The organism is Haloechinothrix halophila YIM 93223 (assembly GCF_000504245.1).
GTDB classification, from domain to species: Bacteria; Actinomycetota; Actinomycetes; order Mycobacteriales; family Pseudonocardiaceae; genus Haloechinothrix_A; species Haloechinothrix_A halophila.
Window position 1 is genome coordinate 1,598,136 of the sequence record NZ_KI632509.1, and the last position, 18,622, is coordinate 1,616,757.

General features: G+C 68.7%; 15 protein-coding genes. 4 read left to right on the plus strand and 11 right to left on the minus strand.

The window, feature by feature from the left end; translation table 11 throughout:
* Positions 1-50: 50 nt before the first annotated feature.
* Positions 51-872: an IclR family transcriptional regulator gene (locus AMYHA_RS07400; protein ID WP_034269337.1), complete on the minus strand. Its 822-nt coding sequence runs from the start codon at positions 870-872 to the stop codon at positions 51-53.
* Positions 873-1,029: 157 nt separating this feature from the next.
* On the opposite strand from AMYHA_RS07400, the gene AMYHA_RS07405 reads away from it, so the two are divergent.
* Entirely contained in the window at positions 1,030-2,202 is a 1,173-nt protein-coding gene (locus AMYHA_RS07405; protein ID WP_034269339.1) for a 4-hydroxybenzoate 3-monooxygenase, read from the plus strand.
* A 1-nt stretch (position 2,203) separates the two neighbouring features.
* On the opposite strand, the gene AMYHA_RS07410 is transcribed toward AMYHA_RS07405, so the two are convergent.
* From AMYHA_RS07410 to AMYHA_RS07435, 6 genes are all read right to left on the minus strand, one after another.
* Positions 2,204-3,232: a LacI family DNA-binding transcriptional regulator gene (locus AMYHA_RS07410; RefSeq protein ID WP_034269342.1), complete on the minus strand. Its 1,029-nt coding sequence runs from the start codon at positions 3,230-3,232 to the stop codon at positions 2,204-2,206.
* Positions 3,225-4,856, minus strand: a complete 1,632-nt coding sequence (locus AMYHA_RS07415) for a glycoside hydrolase family 13 protein (RefSeq protein ID WP_034269345.1) — start codon at positions 4,854-4,856, stop codon at positions 3,225-3,227. Before AMYHA_RS07415 ends, AMYHA_RS07410 begins: the two co-directional genes overlap by 8 nt.
* Positions 4,857-4,866: 10 nt before the next feature.
* The gene (locus AMYHA_RS07420) at positions 4,867-5,703 is read right to left on the minus strand and encodes a sugar ABC transporter permease (RefSeq protein WP_034269348.1); all 837 of its coding nucleotides are present in this window, start codon (positions 5,701-5,703) and stop codon (positions 4,867-4,869) included.
* The gene (locus tag AMYHA_RS07425; protein WP_034269351.1) at positions 5,700-6,707 is read right to left on the minus strand and encodes a carbohydrate ABC transporter permease; all 1,008 of its coding nucleotides are present in this window, start codon (positions 6,705-6,707) and stop codon (positions 5,700-5,702) included. The genes AMYHA_RS07420 and AMYHA_RS07425 overlap by 4 nt, the downstream gene beginning before the upstream one ends.
* Complete coding sequence (locus AMYHA_RS07430) at positions 6,707-7,996, minus strand: extracellular solute-binding protein (RefSeq protein ID WP_034269354.1); 1,290 nt, start codon at positions 7,994-7,996, stop codon at positions 6,707-6,709. Before AMYHA_RS07430 ends, AMYHA_RS07425 begins: the two co-directional genes overlap by 1 nt.
* Positions 7,997-8,113: 117 nt before the next feature.
* Positions 8,114-9,529 carry an alpha-amylase gene (locus AMYHA_RS07435; RefSeq protein WP_034269357.1) on the minus strand — a complete coding sequence of 472 codons (1,416 nt, stop codon included), beginning with the start codon at positions 9,527-9,529 and terminating at the stop codon, positions 8,114-8,116.
* Between the two features lie 229 nt (positions 9,530-9,758).
* Between AMYHA_RS07435 and AMYHA_RS07440 the strand changes: the two genes are divergently transcribed.
* The 3 genes from AMYHA_RS07440 to AMYHA_RS07450 all read left to right on the plus strand — a co-directional run bounded on the left by AMYHA_RS07440 (position 9,759) and on the right by AMYHA_RS07450 (position 13,857).
* Positions 9,759-10,790, plus strand: coding sequence for an NAD(P)H-dependent flavin oxidoreductase (locus tag AMYHA_RS07440; protein WP_034269359.1), 1,032 nt, complete (start codon positions 9,759-9,761; stop codon positions 10,788-10,790).
* Positions 10,791-10,826: 36 nt separating this feature from the next.
* Positions 10,827-11,450, plus strand: coding sequence for an MBL fold metallo-hydrolase (locus AMYHA_RS07445; protein WP_157361900.1), 624 nt, complete (start codon positions 10,827-10,829; stop codon positions 11,448-11,450).
* Between the two features lie 67 nt (positions 11,451-11,517).
* A complete protein-coding gene (locus AMYHA_RS07450) occupies positions 11,518-13,857 on the plus strand; it encodes a DUF6351 family protein (protein WP_157361902.1) in 2,340 nt (779 codons plus the stop codon).
* A 100-nt stretch (positions 13,858-13,957) separates the two neighbouring features.
* On the opposite strand, the gene AMYHA_RS07455 is transcribed toward AMYHA_RS07450, so the two are convergent.
* From AMYHA_RS07455 to fadD8, 4 genes are all read right to left on the minus strand, one after another.
* Positions 13,958-14,584, minus strand: a complete 627-nt coding sequence (locus tag AMYHA_RS07455) for a class I SAM-dependent methyltransferase (RefSeq protein WP_034269361.1) — start codon at positions 14,582-14,584, stop codon at positions 13,958-13,960.
* 150 nt (positions 14,585-14,734) lie between these two features.
* Positions 14,735-16,045, minus strand: coding sequence for an HNH endonuclease (locus AMYHA_RS07460; RefSeq protein ID WP_034269363.1), 1,311 nt, complete (start codon positions 16,043-16,045; stop codon positions 14,735-14,737).
* Between the two features lie 138 nt (positions 16,046-16,183).
* Positions 16,184-16,777 (minus strand): hypothetical protein, encoded by a 594-nt coding sequence (locus AMYHA_RS07465; RefSeq protein ID WP_034269366.1) that lies wholly within the window; start codon positions 16,775-16,777, stop codon positions 16,184-16,186.
* Between the two features lie 258 nt (positions 16,778-17,035).
* On the minus strand, positions 17,036-18,610 hold the full coding sequence (fadD8, locus tag AMYHA_RS07470; protein ID WP_034269368.1) for a fatty-acid--CoA ligase FadD8: 1,575 nt from the start codon (positions 18,608-18,610) through the stop codon (positions 17,036-17,038).
* Between the last annotated feature and the right edge of the window lie 12 nt (positions 18,611-18,622).

Genomic DNA, 18,622 nt, shown 5'->3' on the forward strand with positions numbered 1-18,622 from the left:
TGCGCGGCCAACTGCCGACGACCTCCAGCGCATCGACTGGCTTTGCGGCGTCAACGGCCGTTGCCGGTCGACAACGGCGGCAGGTCGTGCAGGAAGCCCGGTGCGGGGTCATCCGCGGTCTCGGTGAGCCGCCGCGCGATGGCGTTGGCCGCGTTGCGCAGGGTCGGAACCAACTTGGGTAGGTCAGCGCGAACCGAATGCACCACGATGCCGAGGGAGATAGCGGGCGCGCCCTGCTCGCTCGGCACGGGCACGGCGACCGAGCACGACCCGAGCGTCATCTCCTCGGTGGTTCGCGCGTAGCCGCGCTCGGCCGTGTTGCGCAGCTCGCGCAGCAGCCTGCCGCGCTCGGCGATGGTGTAGCGGGTGAATCGGGGTAGCGGCCGCTCACAGTAGGCCTTGATGAACGCCTCCTCGGCGTTGGCGAGCAGTGCCTTCCCGACACCGGTGGAATGCATCGGCAGCCGGGTGCCGATCCGCGAGATGATCGGCACCGACTGGTGTCCTGACAGCTTCTCGACGTAGAGGGCGTCGAAGCCATCGCGGACGGCGAGGTGGATGTTCTCCCTGGTGGCTTCGTAGAGGTCCTGCATGAACGGCAACGCGATCTCTCGCAGCCTGCTCGACACCGGGGCGAGCAGGCCTGCCTCCCACAGCCGCAGGCCGATGCGGTAGTAGCCGTCGTCGTCGCGGTCGAGCGCGCGCCATGCCTCCAGTTCGGCGGCCAGCCGGTGCGTGGTGGCCAGCGGGAGGTCGGCGCGACGTGCCAGCTCGGACAGGGTCAGCCGGGGATGCGTGATGTCGAACGCGCCGAGCAGGGCGAGCGCCCTTCCGGTCACCGACTGCCCTTGTTTCCCGCTGTTGCCTGCCATGACGTTCCTTCGGTGGTCTCCTGCTGGCCGGAAGACTGACCAGCCATCCAGGATGGATCCAGTGTCAGGGGTGATTCTGCCGCATCGGGGTAGTCAGCTTCCATTGAGCGGAAGCACGCTCTGGTCCGGGCCGCGCGGTACCGGGTTAGGTGGGCGCATGCGTACTCACGTCGGAATCGTCGGTGCGGGTCCGGCCGGGCTGATGCTGTCGCACCTGCTGGCCGCACAGGGCATCGACTCGGTCATCGTTGAGACCCGCAGCCGCACGGCGATCGAGGAGACCATCCGTGCCGGGGTGCTGGAGCAGGGCACGGTCGATCTGCTGACCAACACCGGCGTCGACTCCCGGGTGCTCACCGAAGGCGCCAGGCATGACGGCATCGAGCTGCGGTTCGGCGGCAGCGGTCACCGCATCGACTTCGCCGGGCTCGCGGGCCGGTCGGTATGGCTGTACCCGCAGCATGAGGTGCTCAAGGACCTCATCGCGACGCGGCTGAAGGCCGGTGCCGACATCCGATTCGAGGCCAGTGACGTCGCGTTGCGCGATGTCACCACCGACCCGGTCATCTCCTTCACCGACGCCGACGGCACGCCCATCGAGCTGCGCTGCGACGTGATCGCGGGGTGTGACGGCTCAGCGGGCATCAGCAAGCACACCATCCCGGACGCCGAGCGCACGGACTACTTCAAGGCCTACCCGTTCGGCTGGTTCGGTGTCCTTGTCGAAGCGCCGCCGTCGGCGCCCGAGTTGATCTACGCTCACTCCGAGCGCGGCTTCGCGCTCATCAGCACCCGGACACCCGAGGTGCAGCGCATGTACTTCCAGTGCGATCCAGCGGCGAACGCTGACGACTGGAGCGACGACGAGATCTGGGCCGAGCTCCAGGCCAGGGTCGCTGGCGACGGCTTCCAGCTCACCGAGGGCCGCATCTTCCAGCGCGGCGTCATCCCGATGCGCAGCTACGTCTGCCACCCGATGCGCTACGGCAACCTGTTTCTCGCTGGCGACGCCGCGCACACCGTGCCACCTACCGGGGCGAAGGGCCTCAACCTCGCCGTCGCCGACGTCGTCGTGCTCGCGAAGGCACTCGAGGAGTACTACGCGAACGGGTCCACCGAGGGGCTGGAGCGCTACTCCGCCACCGCGTCGCGCCGGGTGTGGCGCGCCCAGCACTTCTCATGGTGGATGACATCGATGCTGCACACACCGCAGGACGGCTTGCCGTTCGACTACCACCGCCAGCTCGGTGAACTCGACCTGGTCACCAGCAGCACCGCCGCCGCGACGCAGCTCGCCCAGGCCTACACCGGCTGGCCACTGGAGTACTAGCTCACGACTCCGGGCACGCCGCGGTTGACCCCCGCACCACCAGCTCCGGCTGGAACAGATACTCCCCGGTCGGCACGTCGACGCCCGCGATCTCGTCCAGCAACGTGCGAACCGCTGCCGTCGTCATGGCGGACACCTGCTGCTGGATCGTCGTCAACGGCGGATCGGTGAACGCGATCAGCGGGGAGTCGTCGTAGCCGACCACGGAGAAGTCCCGTGGCACGGACAGCCCGCGCTTGCGCGCCGCCCGGATCGCGCCGAGCGCCATCAGGTCGCTACCGCACACCACCGCCGTGCAGCCCTGGTCCAGCAGCGACGATGCCGCCGAGTGCCCGCCTTCCACGGAGAACAGCGAGTGCGTGATCAGCTTGTCGACGTCGGCTGAGCCGGACACCGGCGCCATCAGCCGCCGGAACTCCGCGGCTTTGCGCTGCGTGGGCACGAACCGCTCCGGGCCGACGGCCAGCCCGATCCGCTCGTGTCCTAGCTCGCGCAGGTGCGTCACCGCCAGCCGCACCGCGACGCCGTCGTCGTCGGAGAAGAACGGCGCGCGCACACCCGGCGCGTAGCCGTTGACGAACACCACCGGCACGCCGCGCTCGATCAGCCGGGTGTAGCGGCCATGGTCTGCGGTCGTGTCGGCATGCAGCCCTGATACGAACACGATCCCGGACACGCCCCTGTCGGTCAGCGTCTCCAGGTGCTCGTCCTCGGTCGCCCCGCCCGGCGACTGCGTGCACAGCACGGACTGGTAGCCGCGCAGGCTCAACATGCTGTCGATGACCTGCGCGAACGCCGGGAAGATCGGGTTGTCCAGCTCGGGGATGAGTAACCCGATCAGCCCCTTGGTGCGCTGCCGCGTCCGCAGCGGACGCTGGTAGCCGAGCTGGTCCATCGCCGCGAGCACTGCCTGCCGAGTGCTCGCGGCGACGCCTGGCTTGCCGTTGACGACACGGCTGACCGTCGCCTCGCTGACCCGCGCCTGCTCGGCGATGTCAGCCAGCCGCAACGCGTCGGGCTGCTCAGTCATCGGCGTCTCCGGTCCACCACGCGGCACTGTCCGGGGGCAACGTGACGGTCTCGCCAACGGCGTCGGCCACGTCGCGGGCGACGAACTCGTCGTTCGGGCTACTCGTCAACAGTAGTCGCCCCGGCCGGGGCACTATCACCGGCGACGCGCCGAAGTTGACCGTGCAGGTGAACCCGGGCTCGCGACGGAACACCAGCACAGCGCTGCCGGAGCCGGAGCTGGTGTCGGGGTTGGTGTCGGGGTCCACCCAGCGCAGCGGTCCGTCCGGCAGCTCCCGCCGCAATCGCAGCGCCTCCCGGTACAGCGACAACGTCGAGTACGGGTCGTCGGCCTGCGCCTCGACGGTCAGCGACGCCCACTCCGGCGGTTGCGGCAGCCAGGACGATGCGCCGAAGCCAAACGGCGGCTCGCTGCCCGACCATGGGATCGGCACCCGGCAGCCATCCCTGCCGCGCTCGGTGAAGCCCGAGCGAGTCCACTTCGGATCGGCGAGGACGTCGTCGGGCAGGTCGGTCACCTCTGGCAGTCCCAGTTCCTCACCCTGGTACACGTACGCCGAGCCCGGCAGCGCCAGCGTCAGCAGCGCCGCCGCCCGTGCCCGCCGCAAGCCGGTTTCCCCGCCACCGTATCGGGTCACGTGCCGCTCGATGTCGTGGTTGGACAGCACCCAGGTGCTCGGTGCGCCGACCCGGTCGACGGCGTCCAGCGACTCGTCGATCACCTGCCGGAACTCGTCCGCCGCCCAGCGCGCCTCGACGTAGTGGAAGTTGAACGCCTGATGCAGCTCGTCCTGGCGCAGGTAGCGCGCGAGCCGTTCCGCGTTCGGCGCCCACGCCTCGGCGACGCCGATCCGCTCGCCGGGGTAGGAGTCCAGGATCTTGCGCCACTCGCGGTAGATCTCGTGCACGCCGTCCTGGTCGAAGTACGGCAGCTCCGCGCGGCCGAGCAGCCCGATCTGCTGAGTACGACCGGTGTCAGGCAGGCCGTCCGCCTTGATCATGCCGTGGGCGACGTCGATACGCAGCCCGTCGACACCGAGGTCAAGCCAGAACCGCAGGATGTCGGCGAACTCCTCGCGCACCTGCGCGTTCTGCCAGTTCAGGTCGGGCTGGGCTGGGTCAAACAGGTGCAGGTACCACTGCCCGTCAGCCACCTGGGTCCACGCCGGACCGCCGAACACCGACTCCCAGTCGTTCGGCGGCTCGGCGCCGTCCGGACCGCGCCCGTCGCGGAAGATGTACCGGTCCCGCGCGGGCGACCCAGGCTCCGCCGCCAGTGCCTCCTGGAACCAGGGATGCTCGGACGACGTGTGGTTCGGCACGATGTCGGTGATCACCCGCAGGCCCAGCGCGTGCGCGTCCGCGATCAGCGCCTTCGCGTCGTCGAGGTCGCCGAACAGCGGGTCGACGTCGCGGTAGTCGGCGACGTCGTAGCCGCCGTCGGCCATCGGGGAGGTATAGAACGGCGTCAGCCACAGCGCGTCGACTCCGAGGTCGCGCAGGTGGCCGAGCCGCCCGCGCACCCCAGCCAGGTCGCCGACACCGTCGCCATTGGCGTCGGCGAAGCTGCGGACATAGACCTGGTAGATCACCGCGGTGCGCCACCAGCCCGAGTTCTGCGTCATCGATATCCTTTCAGCTCTTGACTCCGCCGGTGGTCAGACCGGCGATGAGATGGCGCTGGACCAGGAAGAACACCACGGCCGCCGGGATCATCACGAGCATCGACGCGGCGGTGAGCATGCCCCACTCCGCGGTGAAGTCGCTGACGAACGTCGCCATGCCGACCGGCAGCGTGTAGCGGCCTTCGCTTTGCAGGAACACGCTGGCGAACGCGACCTCGCCCCACGCGGTGATGAACGAGTAGAACACCGTCACCGCGATGCCTGGTTTGGACAGCGGCACGATCAGCCGCCAGAACGTGCCGAACGGGCTCAGCCCGTCGATGAGCCCCGCCTCGTCGATCGAGATCGGGATCGTGTCGAAGTACCCCTTGAGCATCCAGCCGCAATACGGCACGGCGACGGTGCACTGCGCCAGGATCAGCCCGCCGTACGAGTTGAGCAGCCCGAGGTCACTCAGCACGTTGTACAGCGGCACGATCAGCACCGCGGCCGGGAACATCTGCGTGATGAGGAACATCCACATCAGCGGACGCTGACCGGGGAACCGCATCCGCGACGCCGCGTAGCCCGCCGTCGCCGCGATGAACACCGCCAGCGCCGTGGTGCCCGCCGCGACGATCAGCGAGTTCGCGAACCACGTCGCGAACTGCGTGTTGGCCAGCACGTCGATGTAGTTGCCCAGGCCCAGCGTGCCGAGGGTGTCCGGCTGTGACCAGGTGTTGCGATCGGTCTGCAACGACGTCAGCCCCACCCACGCCACCGGGAACACCGCGGTCGCGCTCGCGAGGACAAGGGTGGTGTGCAGGGCGGCCGAGGACAGTCGACTTCTGGTGCCGCGCGCGCTCATGCCAGTCGCTCGCTTGTCTGCCGCTCAAGCCAGCGGCGGTAGAGGGAGGCGAACACCACCAGCATCGACGCGATGATCGCGCCGTAGGTGGCGGCACCCGCGTAGTCGCGGATGCCCTGGAACGCCCGCTCGTAGGCCTCGGTGACCAGGATGTTCGTCGCCCCGCCTGGTCCGCCGCCTGTCAGCAGCGCGATCACCGGGAACTGGTTGAACGTCCAGATCGTGCCGAGCAGGATCACCGTGCCGGACACCGGCCGCAGCCCAGGCAGCGTGACCGCGTGGAACCGCTGCCACGCGGACGCACCGTCCATTTCGGCCGCCTCGTACAGCTCCTTCGGCACCGTCTGCAGCCCGCCGAGCAGGGCGACCATCATGAACGGCACGCCGAGCCAGACGTTGACCATGATCACCGCGAACTTGGCGGCGACCGGTTCGCTGAGCCAGCCGACGCCGTTGAAACCGAGGCCCTGCAGCACGGCGTTGAGCACGCCGCCCTTGTCGTTGAGGATCAGCCGCCAGCCGAACGCCGCGACGAACGGCGGCACCGCCCACGGCAGGATCAGCAACATCCGGTACACCCCGCGCATCCGCATCGCCCGATTCAGCAGCAGCGCCAGGCCGAGGCCGAGGGCGTAGTGCAGCGTGACACAGGCGACCGTCCACTCCAGCGTCCAGACCAGTCGCGAGTAGAACGTGCCCTCCGCGCCGGAGAGAACGTCGATGTAGTTGCCGAGCCCGACGAAGTCGTAGGTTGGCTCGATCTCGTTCTCGCCGATGGTGCGGCCGACGTTCATCTCGTTCGCGTTGGTCAGCGACAGGAAGATGCCTCGGCCGAGCGGGTAGAGCACCAGCACGCCGAGCACCGCGACGACCGGTGTGACCATCGCGAAGGCGTACCAGTGTTTGCGCAGCCAGTTGGCGCGGAAGGGGTTGCGGACCCGCCGCCGGGGCGGCACCGGTGCTGGTGCCGCCCCGGCCTCAGGGCGTGTGGTCAGTGTCGTCATCACTCGAAGCCGGGGACCGCGCCCTTGGCCTTCTGCTGCGCCTGGCTCAGACCGTCCTCAATGGACGCCTGGCCACCCATGATCTGTTCGTAGAACGGGGTGAACGTGTCGTAGAGGTCACCCGCGCCCGGTGCCGCTGGCCGGGGGACAGCGCCCTCCAATGGCTCCTGGAACGCGGCGATGATCTCGTTGTTCGCCACCTCGGGCATGTCGTACACCGACGCGCGGGTGGGCAGCGTGTTGTTCTCCGCCGCCACGTGCGCCTGGCTCTCCGCCGAGTTGAGGAACTTGACGAAGAGGTACGACGCCGCGAGGTCCGGTGAGCCCGCGTAGACGACGAGGTTATGCCCGCCGACTGGGCCGCCCTGGCCTTCCGGTCCTGCCGGGACCGTGGCGATACCGAGGTTGTCCTTGTCCTTGAACGCCGTGCCGGACAGGATGTCCGAGACCGCCCACGGCCCATTGAGGATCATGCTCGCCTTGCCGCTCTTGAAGGCGTTCTGCATGTTGGTGTACTTGTTCGCGCTGGTGTCGATGGTGCCGACACCGTCGGCGGACAGCTCCTCCACGGTCTCGATCGCCGAGGCGACCTCGGGGCTGTCGATGGTGATCCGCTTGCCCGCGACGTCCGCGTAGTCGCCGCCCTCGCCGTAGACGAACGGCAGCAGAAAGTACGAGTCTGCGCTGAGGAAGATGCCGTCCGTGCCGGAGACCTCCTTCTCCAGCGTCGTAGCGGCGTCCTTGAGCTCGTCCCACGTCTCCGGCGGGCCGTCGATGCCAGCCTTCGCGAAGTGCTCCTTGTTGTAGAGCAGCGAGAGCGTGTCGGTGACCTCGGGGACGCCGTACGTCGTGTCCTCGTACTGCGTGCTGGCCATCGGCGTGTCGAGGTAGTCGTCCGCGCCGTCGAGGGCTGGTGTGCCGTCCAGCGGCTGCAGGTAGCCGAGCGCGGCGAACGTGGGGGTCCAGCCGACGTCGGCCCGCATCACGTCGGGCGCGCCGTCCCCGGCCTGCGCGGCCGTCTTGAACTTGTCGTCCGCGCCGTCAAACGGGACGTTGACGTACTCGACGTCGATCTTCGGGTACTTCTTCTCGAACTTCTCGATCAGGTCCTTGAAGGCGGGTGCCTCGTTCGTCGCGTCCGAGGTGTCCCACCAGGTGACGGTGCCGGACACCGACTGCGGGTCGTCGATCGCCTTGTCGGCCGCCTGTTGTTCGCTGCCGCCGCCACAGGCTGCGACGGTCAGCGCGGTGGTCGCGGCCAGCGCCGCGATGCTGCTACGTCGTGTCATGGTTCTCCTCATTGAGACCGGATGCCGAGACCGGATGCCGGAAAAGGTAGCCGGTCGGATGTAAGAGTTGCAAGAGTTTGCAGAAACTTTCAGAGCGCGAGAGGTGCCCGGTGCCGATCAGCGGTGGATCGCCACCGCGTCCTTTGCGCCGACGGTGACCGTCGCGTTCCCCGAGGCGTCCACGGTGATCTCGGAGCCGTCGCCGTGGATGACGTCGGTGTAGGTGCCCTCGGGCAGGCCGGTCTGGAACGTCCTGGTCAGCGGATCGTCGGAGTTATTGATCGTCACGAACCCCCGGGTGCCCTTGCTGAACGCGATCACGTCGGAGCCGTCGCTCCACCAGTTCCCCACCGGCAGGTGGGCCGCGGCGTTGTGCCAGCCGACCATGCCGAGCATCGCCCGGTCGCGGTGGAAGCACGTCCACGCGCCGCTGTCGCACTCGGCGTCGGTGACGTGGCCGCTGTCGGTGGCGGGCGGCGACTCGTCGCGCTCGGTGAAGGCGTAGCCGGAGAACACCTGCGGCGTGCCGTAACCCCAGGCCAGCGAGAACACGTTGGCAAGCGTGTACGCCTGTCCGTCCTTATAGGACAGTGTGCTGCCGTTGCGCTCGGTGTCGTGGTTGTCGGTGAAGGTCACCGATTTCTCGCTCGGTTGCAGGCCCCAGCGCTTGCCGAACGTGCGCAGGTTGGCGATATTTCCCTCGAACTGTTCCTTGAGCTTGTGGCCGTAGGTGAACTCGAGCAGATCGCCGTTGTCCTGGTACGGCGAGAGCCGCACCGCACCACCCGGGATGACCTCCTGGAACAGGTAGACGTCCTCGGGCAGCCGGTCGGCGATAGCGCCGATGTCGTCGGCGGGCATGTGCTTGGCCGCGTCAACGCGGAAACCGTCCACACCCATGCTGACCAGGTCGTTCAGGTATCCGGCGATGCGGTCGCGTACCGAGTCGTCACCGGTCTTCAGATCGGCGAGTCCGAGCAACTCGCAGTACTGCACCTCGGTCTTGTTGTCGTAGTCCCATACCTCGCCTGCCGGGTTAGGGCAGTCCTCCGGGTAGCTGTGGAAGTCGGGCCGGGAGTACAGGCCGTCGTAGGTGTACTTGTCGGGGAACGTCGAGCCGCCGTAGCCGGTGCCGCCGTCGTTCTGGCCGGTCATGTGGTTGATGACGGCGTCGACGTAGACGTTGACGCCAGCCGCGTCGCAGGCGGAGACCATGGCGGCGAACTCGGCGCGGTCGCCGAGCCTGCTGGTGAGCTCGTAGCTGACCGGCTGGTAGACCTCCCACCAGGGGTGGTCGTACTGCGGCAAGCTCGCTGACTCTTGCGGCGGCGAAACCTGTACGCCGCCGAAGCCGTTCGGGCCGAGGACAGTGGTGCACTCCTCGGCGACCGAGTCCCAGTTCCACTCGAACAGGTTCGCGATGACGTCGCGATTGGGATTGCCAGGTGGGGCGGCGGTTGCCGGTGCGGCGGCGAGCAGGCTGCCGCAGGTAACAGCGGTCGCGGCCAGTGCCGCGGGCAGGGTGAGACGCACGAGACCTCCAGTAGTGCGTGAACCAGTGGGGACGTGACGCGCGTCGCACAGAGAATGACGCGGTCTGCAAGTGATGTCAATAACTTGCATGAAACTTTCAAGCGCGCTGTTGGTCGTTCCCTGCGCCCGCGCCGGTGTGAGCGTTGACATGTCGCCCTGGGCGATCGACGGTTAGCGTGTCCCGGTCGAGTCGCCCATGCGGCCCTGTGGGTACGGGAGGGGAAGTCCGATGTTCGATCTCACCGAGTTGCGCACGCCCATCGTGGCGGCGCCCATGGCGGGCGGCACCTCCACGCCGGAACTGGCCGCGGCGGTGGGCCGTGCCGGAGGTCTTGGCTTCCTCGCGGCCGGCTACGCGACACCGCAGGCGCTCGCCGCACGGATCCGCGAGCTGCGCGAGCGCTCCGACGCGCCGTTCGGGGTCAACCTGTTCGTGCCGGGGCCGGTGCCGGACGTCGCTTCGATCGCCGCCTACCGGGAGGAGCTGGCCGCCGAGGCAGCGCGCTACGACGTCGACCTGCCGGAGCCCGATCCCAGTGATGACGACCGGTGGGACGAGAAAATCGCGCTGCTGCTGTCCGATCCGGTACCGGTGGTGTCGTTCACGTTCGGTGCGCCACCTGCCGACGTAGTCGCCGACCTGCACCGGGTCGGCACATATGTTGTCGCGACCGTTACGTCGGTGGCCGAGGCGCGTGCCGTCGCATCGCTCGGGGTGGACGCGCTGTGCGTGCAGGGGCCGGAGGCCGGTGGGCACAGCGGGATGCACGATCCGTACGGGCCGCCACCTGCGGTTCCACTGCTCGACCTGCTCGCCGCGACGCGGGAGACGACGTCGTTGCCCCTGATCGCCGCGGGCGGCATCGCTACCGGCCCCGACATCGCGGCTGCCCTCCGCGCGGGCGCGCAGGCGGTGCAGCTGGGAACGATGTACCTGCGCACGCCGGAGTCCGGGGCGAAACCCGCTCACAAGCGAGCGCTGGCCGACCCGCGGTTCTACGCCACGGTGATGACCCGCGCGTTCTCCGGACGTCCCGCGCGCGGGCTCCACAATCGGTTCATCGCGGAGCACGACGCCACGGTGCCGGTCGGGTATCCGCTGGTCAATCAGCTGACCCAGCCACTGCGGGCCGCCGCGGCATCCCAGGATGACCCGGACGGCATGAGCCTCTGGGCAGGCACCGGTTATCGCCACGCTCCGGACACGCCTGCCGAGACCCTGACCAGCGAGCTGTGGGAGTCCGCCCAGACGGCCCGGTAGCCGCGAGTTCCGCGCTCTAGTACTGCGAGTTCTGACTTGCGGTGGCGTAGCGATCGCACCGGTGCGGTGCGCGGCGACCGCGTCATCCTGTCGTGGGTCAGTGTCGCCACGCTGGCGGCGTCGATCCGTGGGCACGTCGTCCTGCTGGACAGCTACATCCACAAACGTGAGGACGAACCCAACTACGTGCCGACCACGCTCGACGAGCTGGTCGCGCTCGACCCGTCGCACGTGTTCATCGGCCACGGGCACTTCGACCACGCGGACACCGCGGGCGAGATCGCGGTGCGCACGGACGCGACTGTGGTCGACACCGGCGAACACTGCGCGCAGGCGCGTGAGCAGGCAGCGGCCTACAGCGGACCGGAAACCACGATCGACTGCCGAAGCATGGTTCCCGAGGGTGCAAGCCCTGGCTTCCGGGCCGACAGCGACCGGCTGCTGAATGGCGTCGGTGTCAGTGCGATCAAGCACGTGCATTCCGCCGCCGAGCCTCCGGATCCCAGCCGGGATGCGACCAACGTCGTGCTTCCCATACCGGATCCCGGGTCCGCGCTGCTGTATCCGCCCGGTCCCGGTGCGTTCGCGCACTCGCCCGAAGGCGACGAGGGTGGCAGCGTGCTGTCACGGCACGGTAAGTCGGAACTCACCGGTCTGTAAGCCGGGACTCGCGGCACCGGATCTCGGGACTCGCGCCCAGAGCCACAGATGCGATTACTGTTCGTGTTTGCCGTCACCGTGGCGCCGGGTCGGCGTTATGGAGGGCATGGGTGCGTTTGGCTGGATGTCCCGAGTCCGCCGCCGTGGTGCGGTCCTGTTGCTCGCGGCCGCGATGGCCGCCGGAACGGGCGGGCTGATCACGCCCGCATCGGCGGCGCCGAACGGCGGGTTGCGGATCGACGTCCTCTCCAACCGCGCGGATCTCATCTCTGGCGGTGACGCGCTGGTCGCGATCGCGCTACCGGACGACGTCGACCCGTCGCAAGTGCGGGTCCACCTAGGCAACCGCGATGTCACGGACGCCTTCGCGTTGCGGCCGAACGGCCAGTTCGCGGGGCTGGTCACCGACCTCCCGCTCGGCGACAACACGCTGCGGGCCACGGGCGGTGGCGCGTCGGACGACGTCGTCATCACCAACCACCCGAACGGCGGCCCGGTGTTCTCCGGCCCGCACGTTCAACCGTGGCGGTGTCAGGACGGCGCGCGGGACGAGAAGTGCAATCAGCCGCCCGAGTATCGGCTTCTCTACAAGTCGACCGACCCGACCAAGACCGATCTGCAGCCGTACGACCCGGACAACCCGCCGTCGGACGTCGCGACGACCACCACGGACCAGGGTGTCGAGGTGCCGTTCATCGTGCGGCAGGAGATCGGCTACCAGGACCGCGACCAGTACAAGATCCTGCAGTTGTTCCAGCCGGGCGAGTCGTGGCAGCCGTGGGCGCCGCAGGAGCAGTGGAACCACAAGGTGCTTGTCCCGCACGGCGGCAACTGCGGTACCGACCACGCCTCGGGCGAGGCGCCGCTCGCGGACTACTCCGGCTCTTTCAACGAGGTTCCCGGTTACACCGACAGCTACGTGACCGCGCTCGGCAGGGGATTCGCGGTGATGTCGACCGCGCTGAACAACCTTGGCCACAACTGCAACCTGCTCACCCAGGCCGAGTCGCTGGTCATGGCCAAGGAGCGCCTGGTCGAGCAGTACGGCACCATCCGCTACACGATTGGCACCGGCTGCTCCGGTGGCTCGATCGTGCAGAACACCATCGCTAACGCCTACCCGGGCGTCTATCAGGGGCTCGTCACCACCTGCTCGTACCCGGACGCGATGAGCACACTGGCGCAGTTCCTCGACTACCACCTGCTGCGGCTGTACTTCGAGGACCCGTCGAAGTGGGACGTTCCCTGGTCACCGACCCAGTTCGGCCAGGTCGAGGGACACCTCTCGCATGCCAACGCCGTCGTATCCGACGAGCTGTTCACCAAGCGACTGTCCGACCCGACCCACCCGTGCGAGGGTGTGCCGGACACCGAGCCAGGCGACGAGGGCACCCGCTACGACCCGGAAACCAACCCGGGCGGGGTGCGCTGCTTCCTGTTCGACTACATGATCAACGCGCTCGGCCCGAGGGAACCGGACGCTTGGGGTCCGCAGGAGCAGCGGATCGGACGCGGCTTCGGTGGCATCCCCGCAGGCAACGAAGGTGTCCAGTATGGACTGGAAGCGCTTGAGCGCGGCGAGATCACCCCGGCGCAGTTCGTCGACCTGAACGAGAAGGTCGGCACGCTCACCATCGACGGCAAGCCCACGCCCGGCCGGTACCCCGGCGACCGGCCCGCCCTGGACAACGTCTATCGCAGCGGGCTGGTCAACGCTGCCAACAATCTCTCCGGCGTCGCGATCATCAACCACGGTGGGCCCGATCCCGGTGCGGCGCACGACTATGGTCACGCATTCTGGACCAAGTCGCGGCTCGAGCGCGAGCAGGGCCACACCCGCAACTTCGTCATGTGGTTCGGTGAGGCGCCGCTGATCGGCGACCCGGACTGGGCGACAGAGGCGATGCTGGCGATGGACGAATGGCTGTCCGAAGTGGAGGCCGACGCCAGTGCCCAGCCGCTGCCGGACAAGATCGTCGACAACCGGCCGGACGACCTGCAGGACCGCTGCTCCAACCTGCCAGGACTGGAGCAGATCACGGTGCCCGGCGTCGGCACGGTCTGCGAGCGTCCGGAACGGCAAACACGTTATGGTACCCCGCGCACCATCGCGGGCGGCCCGGTCACCAACGACGTCAACGCCTGCCAGCTCAAGCCACTCCGGCGGACGGACTACTACCCGGTCGCGTTCACCGACGCGCAATGGCGGCGGCTGACCGAGACGTTCCCGGACGGCGTGTGCGACTACTCCGAACCCGGCGTCGGGCAGGGCGGCACCCGCACCTGGCAGACCTATCAGGACGCGGGCGGCGACGTCGTCTACGGCGGAACGTCGTTGGGTGCCCGGCCCGACGGGTCGGGCGTCGGCACGATGAGTGAGTCGTTCGTGCCGTTGCTCGACCAGTGACCCGGGTGACGCGGGCGGCGTAGTCGGCGCGGGTGGCTCGACCAGCGACGCGGCCGACGTCGAGCGTGGGTGGCTCGGCCAGGCGCGGGGCGGTGTGTGGTCAACGCGGGCTGTGCGGGCGCAACTCGGCGAACCAGCGGAGTTCGCGGTGCCAGGTCTCGGCGCAGGTCAGCCCGGCGCGTGTCGCCAGCGCACGTAGGGTGTCCACGCCGAGCCAGGCCCACGGGAACCAAGCGCTGTCGCCGTGGCGGCCTGCGATCCTGACCTGCTCGCGATGTAGCCCGAGACCGGGTGGTCCTGCCTCGATCAGCACGGTGCCATGCCGTGCGACCAGGCGGCGGGCCCGGCGCAGCAGGGCTTCCGGGTCGCCGCCGATGCCGATGTTGCTGTCCGCGAGCAGCACGTGGTGCCAGCGGCCCTCGCCTGGGACGGTGCCGAGGACGTTGCCGTGGATGGCGATGCCACCGCGCAGTCCGGTCAGCGTGACGGCCAGCGGTGAGCTGTCGATGCCGACGCTGAGCACGCCCCGTCGCAGTAGCGTGCTGGTCAACCGGCCCGGTCCACAGCCGACGTCGAGCGTGGGTCCGGTGCACCGTGCGAGCAGGGCTTCGTCGGCGGCGGAGGGTTCGTGGTGCCAGGCCTGTGCGCGCAACGGCAGCTGATCTCCGCCCGCTGTCTCCAGCCAGCAGTCGTGATCGAGCAGAGCCGCCGTGAACGTGTCGGGCACGACGCCGAGTCTTCGGCATTCCGGCCGGTGAGGGCACTGTTTCGGTGCTTACGGAATTCTCACGTCGTGGCGGTTGGATGGAGTCCGCGCATGCGGCTGTGCCGCGGCCAGTGGTGCTGGTCGCGGTGGGCCGGTGTGGTTGTGGGTTGGTCAGGTACCCAGGGGCTCAGTATGGGGTGCGGTGAACCGTCTCGGCTGACGCGCCGGATCAAGCCACGCGGGCGGGAGACATTCGGGTGTGCCGTCGGTGGCCATGCGGACCTCCCACCCGGCGTGGTGGACCAGCCGATGACACGCGGAGCACAGCAGGCAGAGGTTGTCGAGGGTGGTGGTGCCGCCGTGTTCCCACCAGTTGATGTGGTGGACTTGGCACCAGCGGACGGTGCGGGAGCACATGATGCAGCCGCCGTCGCGGGCGGCGAGGGCGCGGCGTTGGGCGCGGGTGGCGGTGCGCACCTCACGGCCGAGGTCGAGGATTTCGCCGGTGGAGCCGAGGACCGCGGGCACGAGGCGGGCGTCGCAGGCCAGGCGGCGGGCTTGTTCCGCGGTGACCGGGCATTCCCAGTTCAGGGTGGGGGTGTCGCCCAGCATCTGCTGCACCGCCCCATCCTCATCCATCAGGGGCTCACGGCGGAGTAGTTGATCCAGCGTCATCGACACCGTGATGACCGGTGTTTCGCCGGCTTCGGTGGGGCGTTCGGTGGCGCGTTGGGTGTAGTCGAGCAGTTCGGCGAACGCATCCCCCTGGCGTTGCCCGGTGGTGCGCTGATCCGGCATGCCCTCCACCGTCGGTCGGGGCTTGGCTAGCGCCGACAACAGGGTTTCCAGCAGCTGTCCGGATTCGGAGTCGAGGGTGCCCCGTAGTTTGAGGCGGTTGTGCCGGGTCCAGGACCACAACAGTTCGCGTTCGGGCTCCGCGAGTTCCTCGTCGTCGGTGGGTTCACGGCCGTCGGGGTCGACTAGGGCGAGTAGGTGGCGTCCGGCGCGGCGCACCACCGCGGGTTGTGCCTGCCGCGCTAGATCGATCAGCGTCTTCTCGTAGCTGGCGCGGTCGGTGTCGTCGATGTCGGCGGGCATGGCGGCCATGGTTTCGCTGATGGCGTCGACGTGGCCGGGGTTGAGCACACCCTCAGCCGCGGCCTGCGCGGCCATCGGCGCCGCCGCGGGCTTCTCACTCGTCCCCTCGCGAGTGGGGTGCAGCCGCTGGGCCCGCGTGGCACGTTTCTTCGCCTCGGTGGTGCTGATCCGCAGCAGGTCGCGCTGCAGTGTCGCCAGCGACGGATACCCATAGGTAGCGAACACCCCGCGCGACTGGATCTCGGCCAGCACCGCCGCCTGAGCAGCCTCGGCACGATTCCGCACCTCCTCGGCCGTGCGCAGCGCCTCGGCGAGTTCGGTGTCGGCCGCTTGCCACCAGCCGTGCGGGCCGGGCTCCGGAAGGAGGGCATCCGCGCTGCTCATACCCCCAATCCTAGACTCCTATCGAACGCCTGTTCTAGTCTTGGGTGTGGAACCCCTGTAGAACTTCCGCTGCACTTCCGTCGACATTTCCTCCCCGGGAGTGCGGCGCGTCCAGGCCTGTCGGTGCCGCTTCGGCCTTCACTCCAAACGCAGCGAACGCTCCCAGTCCACGGCCACCCGCTGCGGATTCTCGGGCAGCACTTTCACTCGAAGCCTGCGGCCGGGCGCGACCGAGCCCGTCGATGCCGCGGTGAGGTATTCCCCGGTTTGCACCGAGTACGGCGCGGCGCCGGGCACGGTGACGTCGAGTTCGAGATACACCAGACGCTCTAAGTCGTCGCCGCGCTTGCCGTCGGCTAGGAACGTGATGACGGCGTCGGCGTCGATGCCGGATCGCAGCACATGCTTCTTGTGTTTGGTCTCGCGGTGCGCGAGCGTTGACCGCTCCAGTGGCTCCGCCAGCGCTTCCTTGCGTTCGGCCATTTCGGCGAGGACTCGCTGCCGCTCCTCGGGAGTACGGTGCCGCAGTCGGAACCGGATCCCCATAAAAGCGAGCATCCCGCAGACCACGGCCAACGGCAGGCCAACCCACCGGTACCAGGTCGGTGCGTCCGTGAGCGCGGCGGCGATCACAAGAGCAATGCCGGCGACCGCGCCGCCGTAGACCAGCATCCGGAGCACCCACTTGCTCCAGCCGCTCGGCGTGGGTACCGCACTCGGCTCGGGTGTCATGGCGCGGCTCGCTTTCCGGACGGCCGCCGGAGGGTGCCGTGCACCGGCGCCGGGACCGTCGCGTCGCAACGACGGCCGCGGTGCCGGACGCGGTACCCTTCGGAGCGTCCGTGCGGTTTGTCGGATTTAGCGGAAATGCTACCGCAGCGGTTGCGCCGTCACCCGGTGAAATAGTCGGTGGCCATCTCCCACGCCTTTCCGGCGACCCGACGGCGTCGTGCCAGTGTCGCGAGGGAGTGTCCTGCCGGGGTCGGCCGGTCAGCCGTAGGTCGCCCGCAGCGCCTTCTTGTCCGGCTTGCCCAGCTGGGTCACCGGGACCGAGTCGGCCACGATGACGTTCTTCGGCGCGTGCACCGAGCCCTTGCGTTCCTTGACCGACGCCGTGATCTCCTCGGTCAGCCGAGCGATCGCGTCCTCGTCGCGGGGCGCGTCGTCGCGGAGCACGACGATCGCCGTGACCGCCTCGCCCCACTTCTCGTCCGGCGTGCCGATGACACCGACCTGTGCGACAGCGGGATGTTCGGCGACGACGTCCTCGATCTCGCGGGGGAAGACGTTGAACCCGCCGCTGACGATCATGTCCTTGGTGCGGTCGACGATGAACCAGAAGCCGTCCTCGTCCTCGCGGGCGACGTCGCCGGTGTGCAGCCAGCCGTTCCGAAAGGTCTCCGCCGTGACGTCGGGCAGCTTCCAGTAGCCCCCGGCGAGCAGCGGGCCCGCCACGCAGATCTCGCCGGGCTCACCCTGCGGGACGTGGTTGCCGTTCTCGTCGAGCAGTGCGGTGCGCAGGAACGCCGATGGCCTCCCGCACGAGGTCAGCCGCTTGTCGTCGTGCTCGTCCTTGGCGAGATAGCTAATCGCCATCGGCGCCTCGGACTGGCCGTAGTACTGCGCGAAGATCGGCCCGAACCGGTCGATGGCCTCGCGCAGTCGTGCCGGGTTGATCGATGCCGCGCCGTAGTACACCGTCTCCAGCGAGGACAGGTCTCGCGTGCGCGAATCGGGATGGTCCAGCAGCGCGTACAGCATGGTGGGCACCAGCATGGTCGCGGTGATCCGCTGCTCCTCGATCGTGCGCAGCACCTCGGCCGGATCGAACTTCGGCAGCACGACCAGCGAGCCGCCCTTCATCAGCGTCGGCGCGAAGAACGCGGCGCCCGCATGCGAGAGCGGAGTGCAGATCAGGAACCTCGGCTCGTCCGGCCACTCCCACTCGGCCAACTGGATCTGCGTCATCGTGGTCATGGCCCGCGATGTGCCGATGACGCCCTTGGGCTTGCCGGTGGTGCCGCCGGTGTAGGTGATCGAGATGATGTGGTCCGGGTCCAGCTCAGCGGCTTCGAGCGGCTGCGGCTGGAACGTCGCGGCGAGCGCGGCGATGTCGGTGCCGACGTGGGACAGCTCCTCCGGCACGGGACCGAGGGTGAGCACCTGCGTCAGGCTCGGCACCTTGTCCAGCAGGCCTTGTGCGCGCTCAACGAACGCGGGCACCGGGTCGATGATCAACGTCGTGATGCCAGCGTCGTCGAGGACGTACGCGTGGTCGTCCAGCGAGCCGAGCGGGTGCAGCGCGGTGCGGCGGGAACCCTGGATCTGCCCCGCGCCGATGATCATCAACACCTCGGGGCGGTTCAGCGCCAGCAGCGCCACCGGTGACGACGTGCCGAGCCCGAGTGACGCGAACGCCTGCACGTACTGGCTGAAGGCGTCGGCGGTCTGCGCGCCGGTCAGCGTCGTCTCGCCGAGTTCGAGCACCGGCTTGTCGCGGTGCCGCCGTAGCGCGGCGATGGTCAGGTGGCCGAGGTGGTTGGGCTGCCGCATGGTGTCGGTCATGGTTGTCTCCCT

Coding starts and splice junctions, on each gene's coding strand:
- AMYHA_RS07400 (WP_034269337.1), bottom strand. CDS start 872: ATGGCAGGCAACAGCGGGAAACAAGGGCAGTCGGTGACCGGAAGGGCG.
- AMYHA_RS07405 (WP_034269339.1), top strand. CDS start 1,030: ATGCGTACTCACGTCGGAATCGTCGGTGCGGGTCCGGCCGGGCTGATG.
- AMYHA_RS07410 (WP_034269342.1), bottom strand. CDS start 3,232: ATGACTGAGCAGCCCGACGCGTTGCGGCTGGCTGACATCGCCGAGCAG.
- AMYHA_RS07415 (WP_034269345.1), bottom strand. CDS start 4,856: ATGACGCAGAACTCGGGCTGGTGGCGCACCGCGGTGATCTACCAGGTC.
- AMYHA_RS07420 (WP_034269348.1), bottom strand. CDS start 5,703: ATGAGCGCGCGCGGCACCAGAAGTCGACTGTCCTCGGCCGCCCTGCAC.
- AMYHA_RS07425 (WP_034269351.1), bottom strand. CDS start 6,707: ATGACGACACTGACCACACGCCCTGAGGCCGGGGCGGCACCAGCACCG.
- AMYHA_RS07430 (WP_034269354.1), bottom strand. CDS start 7,996: ATGACACGACGTAGCAGCATCGCGGCGCTGGCCGCGACCACCGCGCTG.
- AMYHA_RS07440 (WP_034269359.1), top strand. CDS start 9,759: ATGTTCGATCTCACCGAGTTGCGCACGCCCATCGTGGCGGCGCCCATG.
- AMYHA_RS07460 (WP_034269363.1), bottom strand. CDS start 16,045: ATGAGCAGCGCGGATGCCCTCCTTCCGGAGCCCGGCCCGCACGGCTGG.
- AMYHA_RS07465 (WP_034269366.1), bottom strand. CDS start 16,777: ATGACACCCGAGCCGAGTGCGGTACCCACGCCGAGCGGCTGGAGCAAG.
- fadD8 (WP_034269368.1), bottom strand. CDS start 18,610: ATGACCGACACCATGCGGCAGCCCAACCACCTCGGCCACCTGACCATC.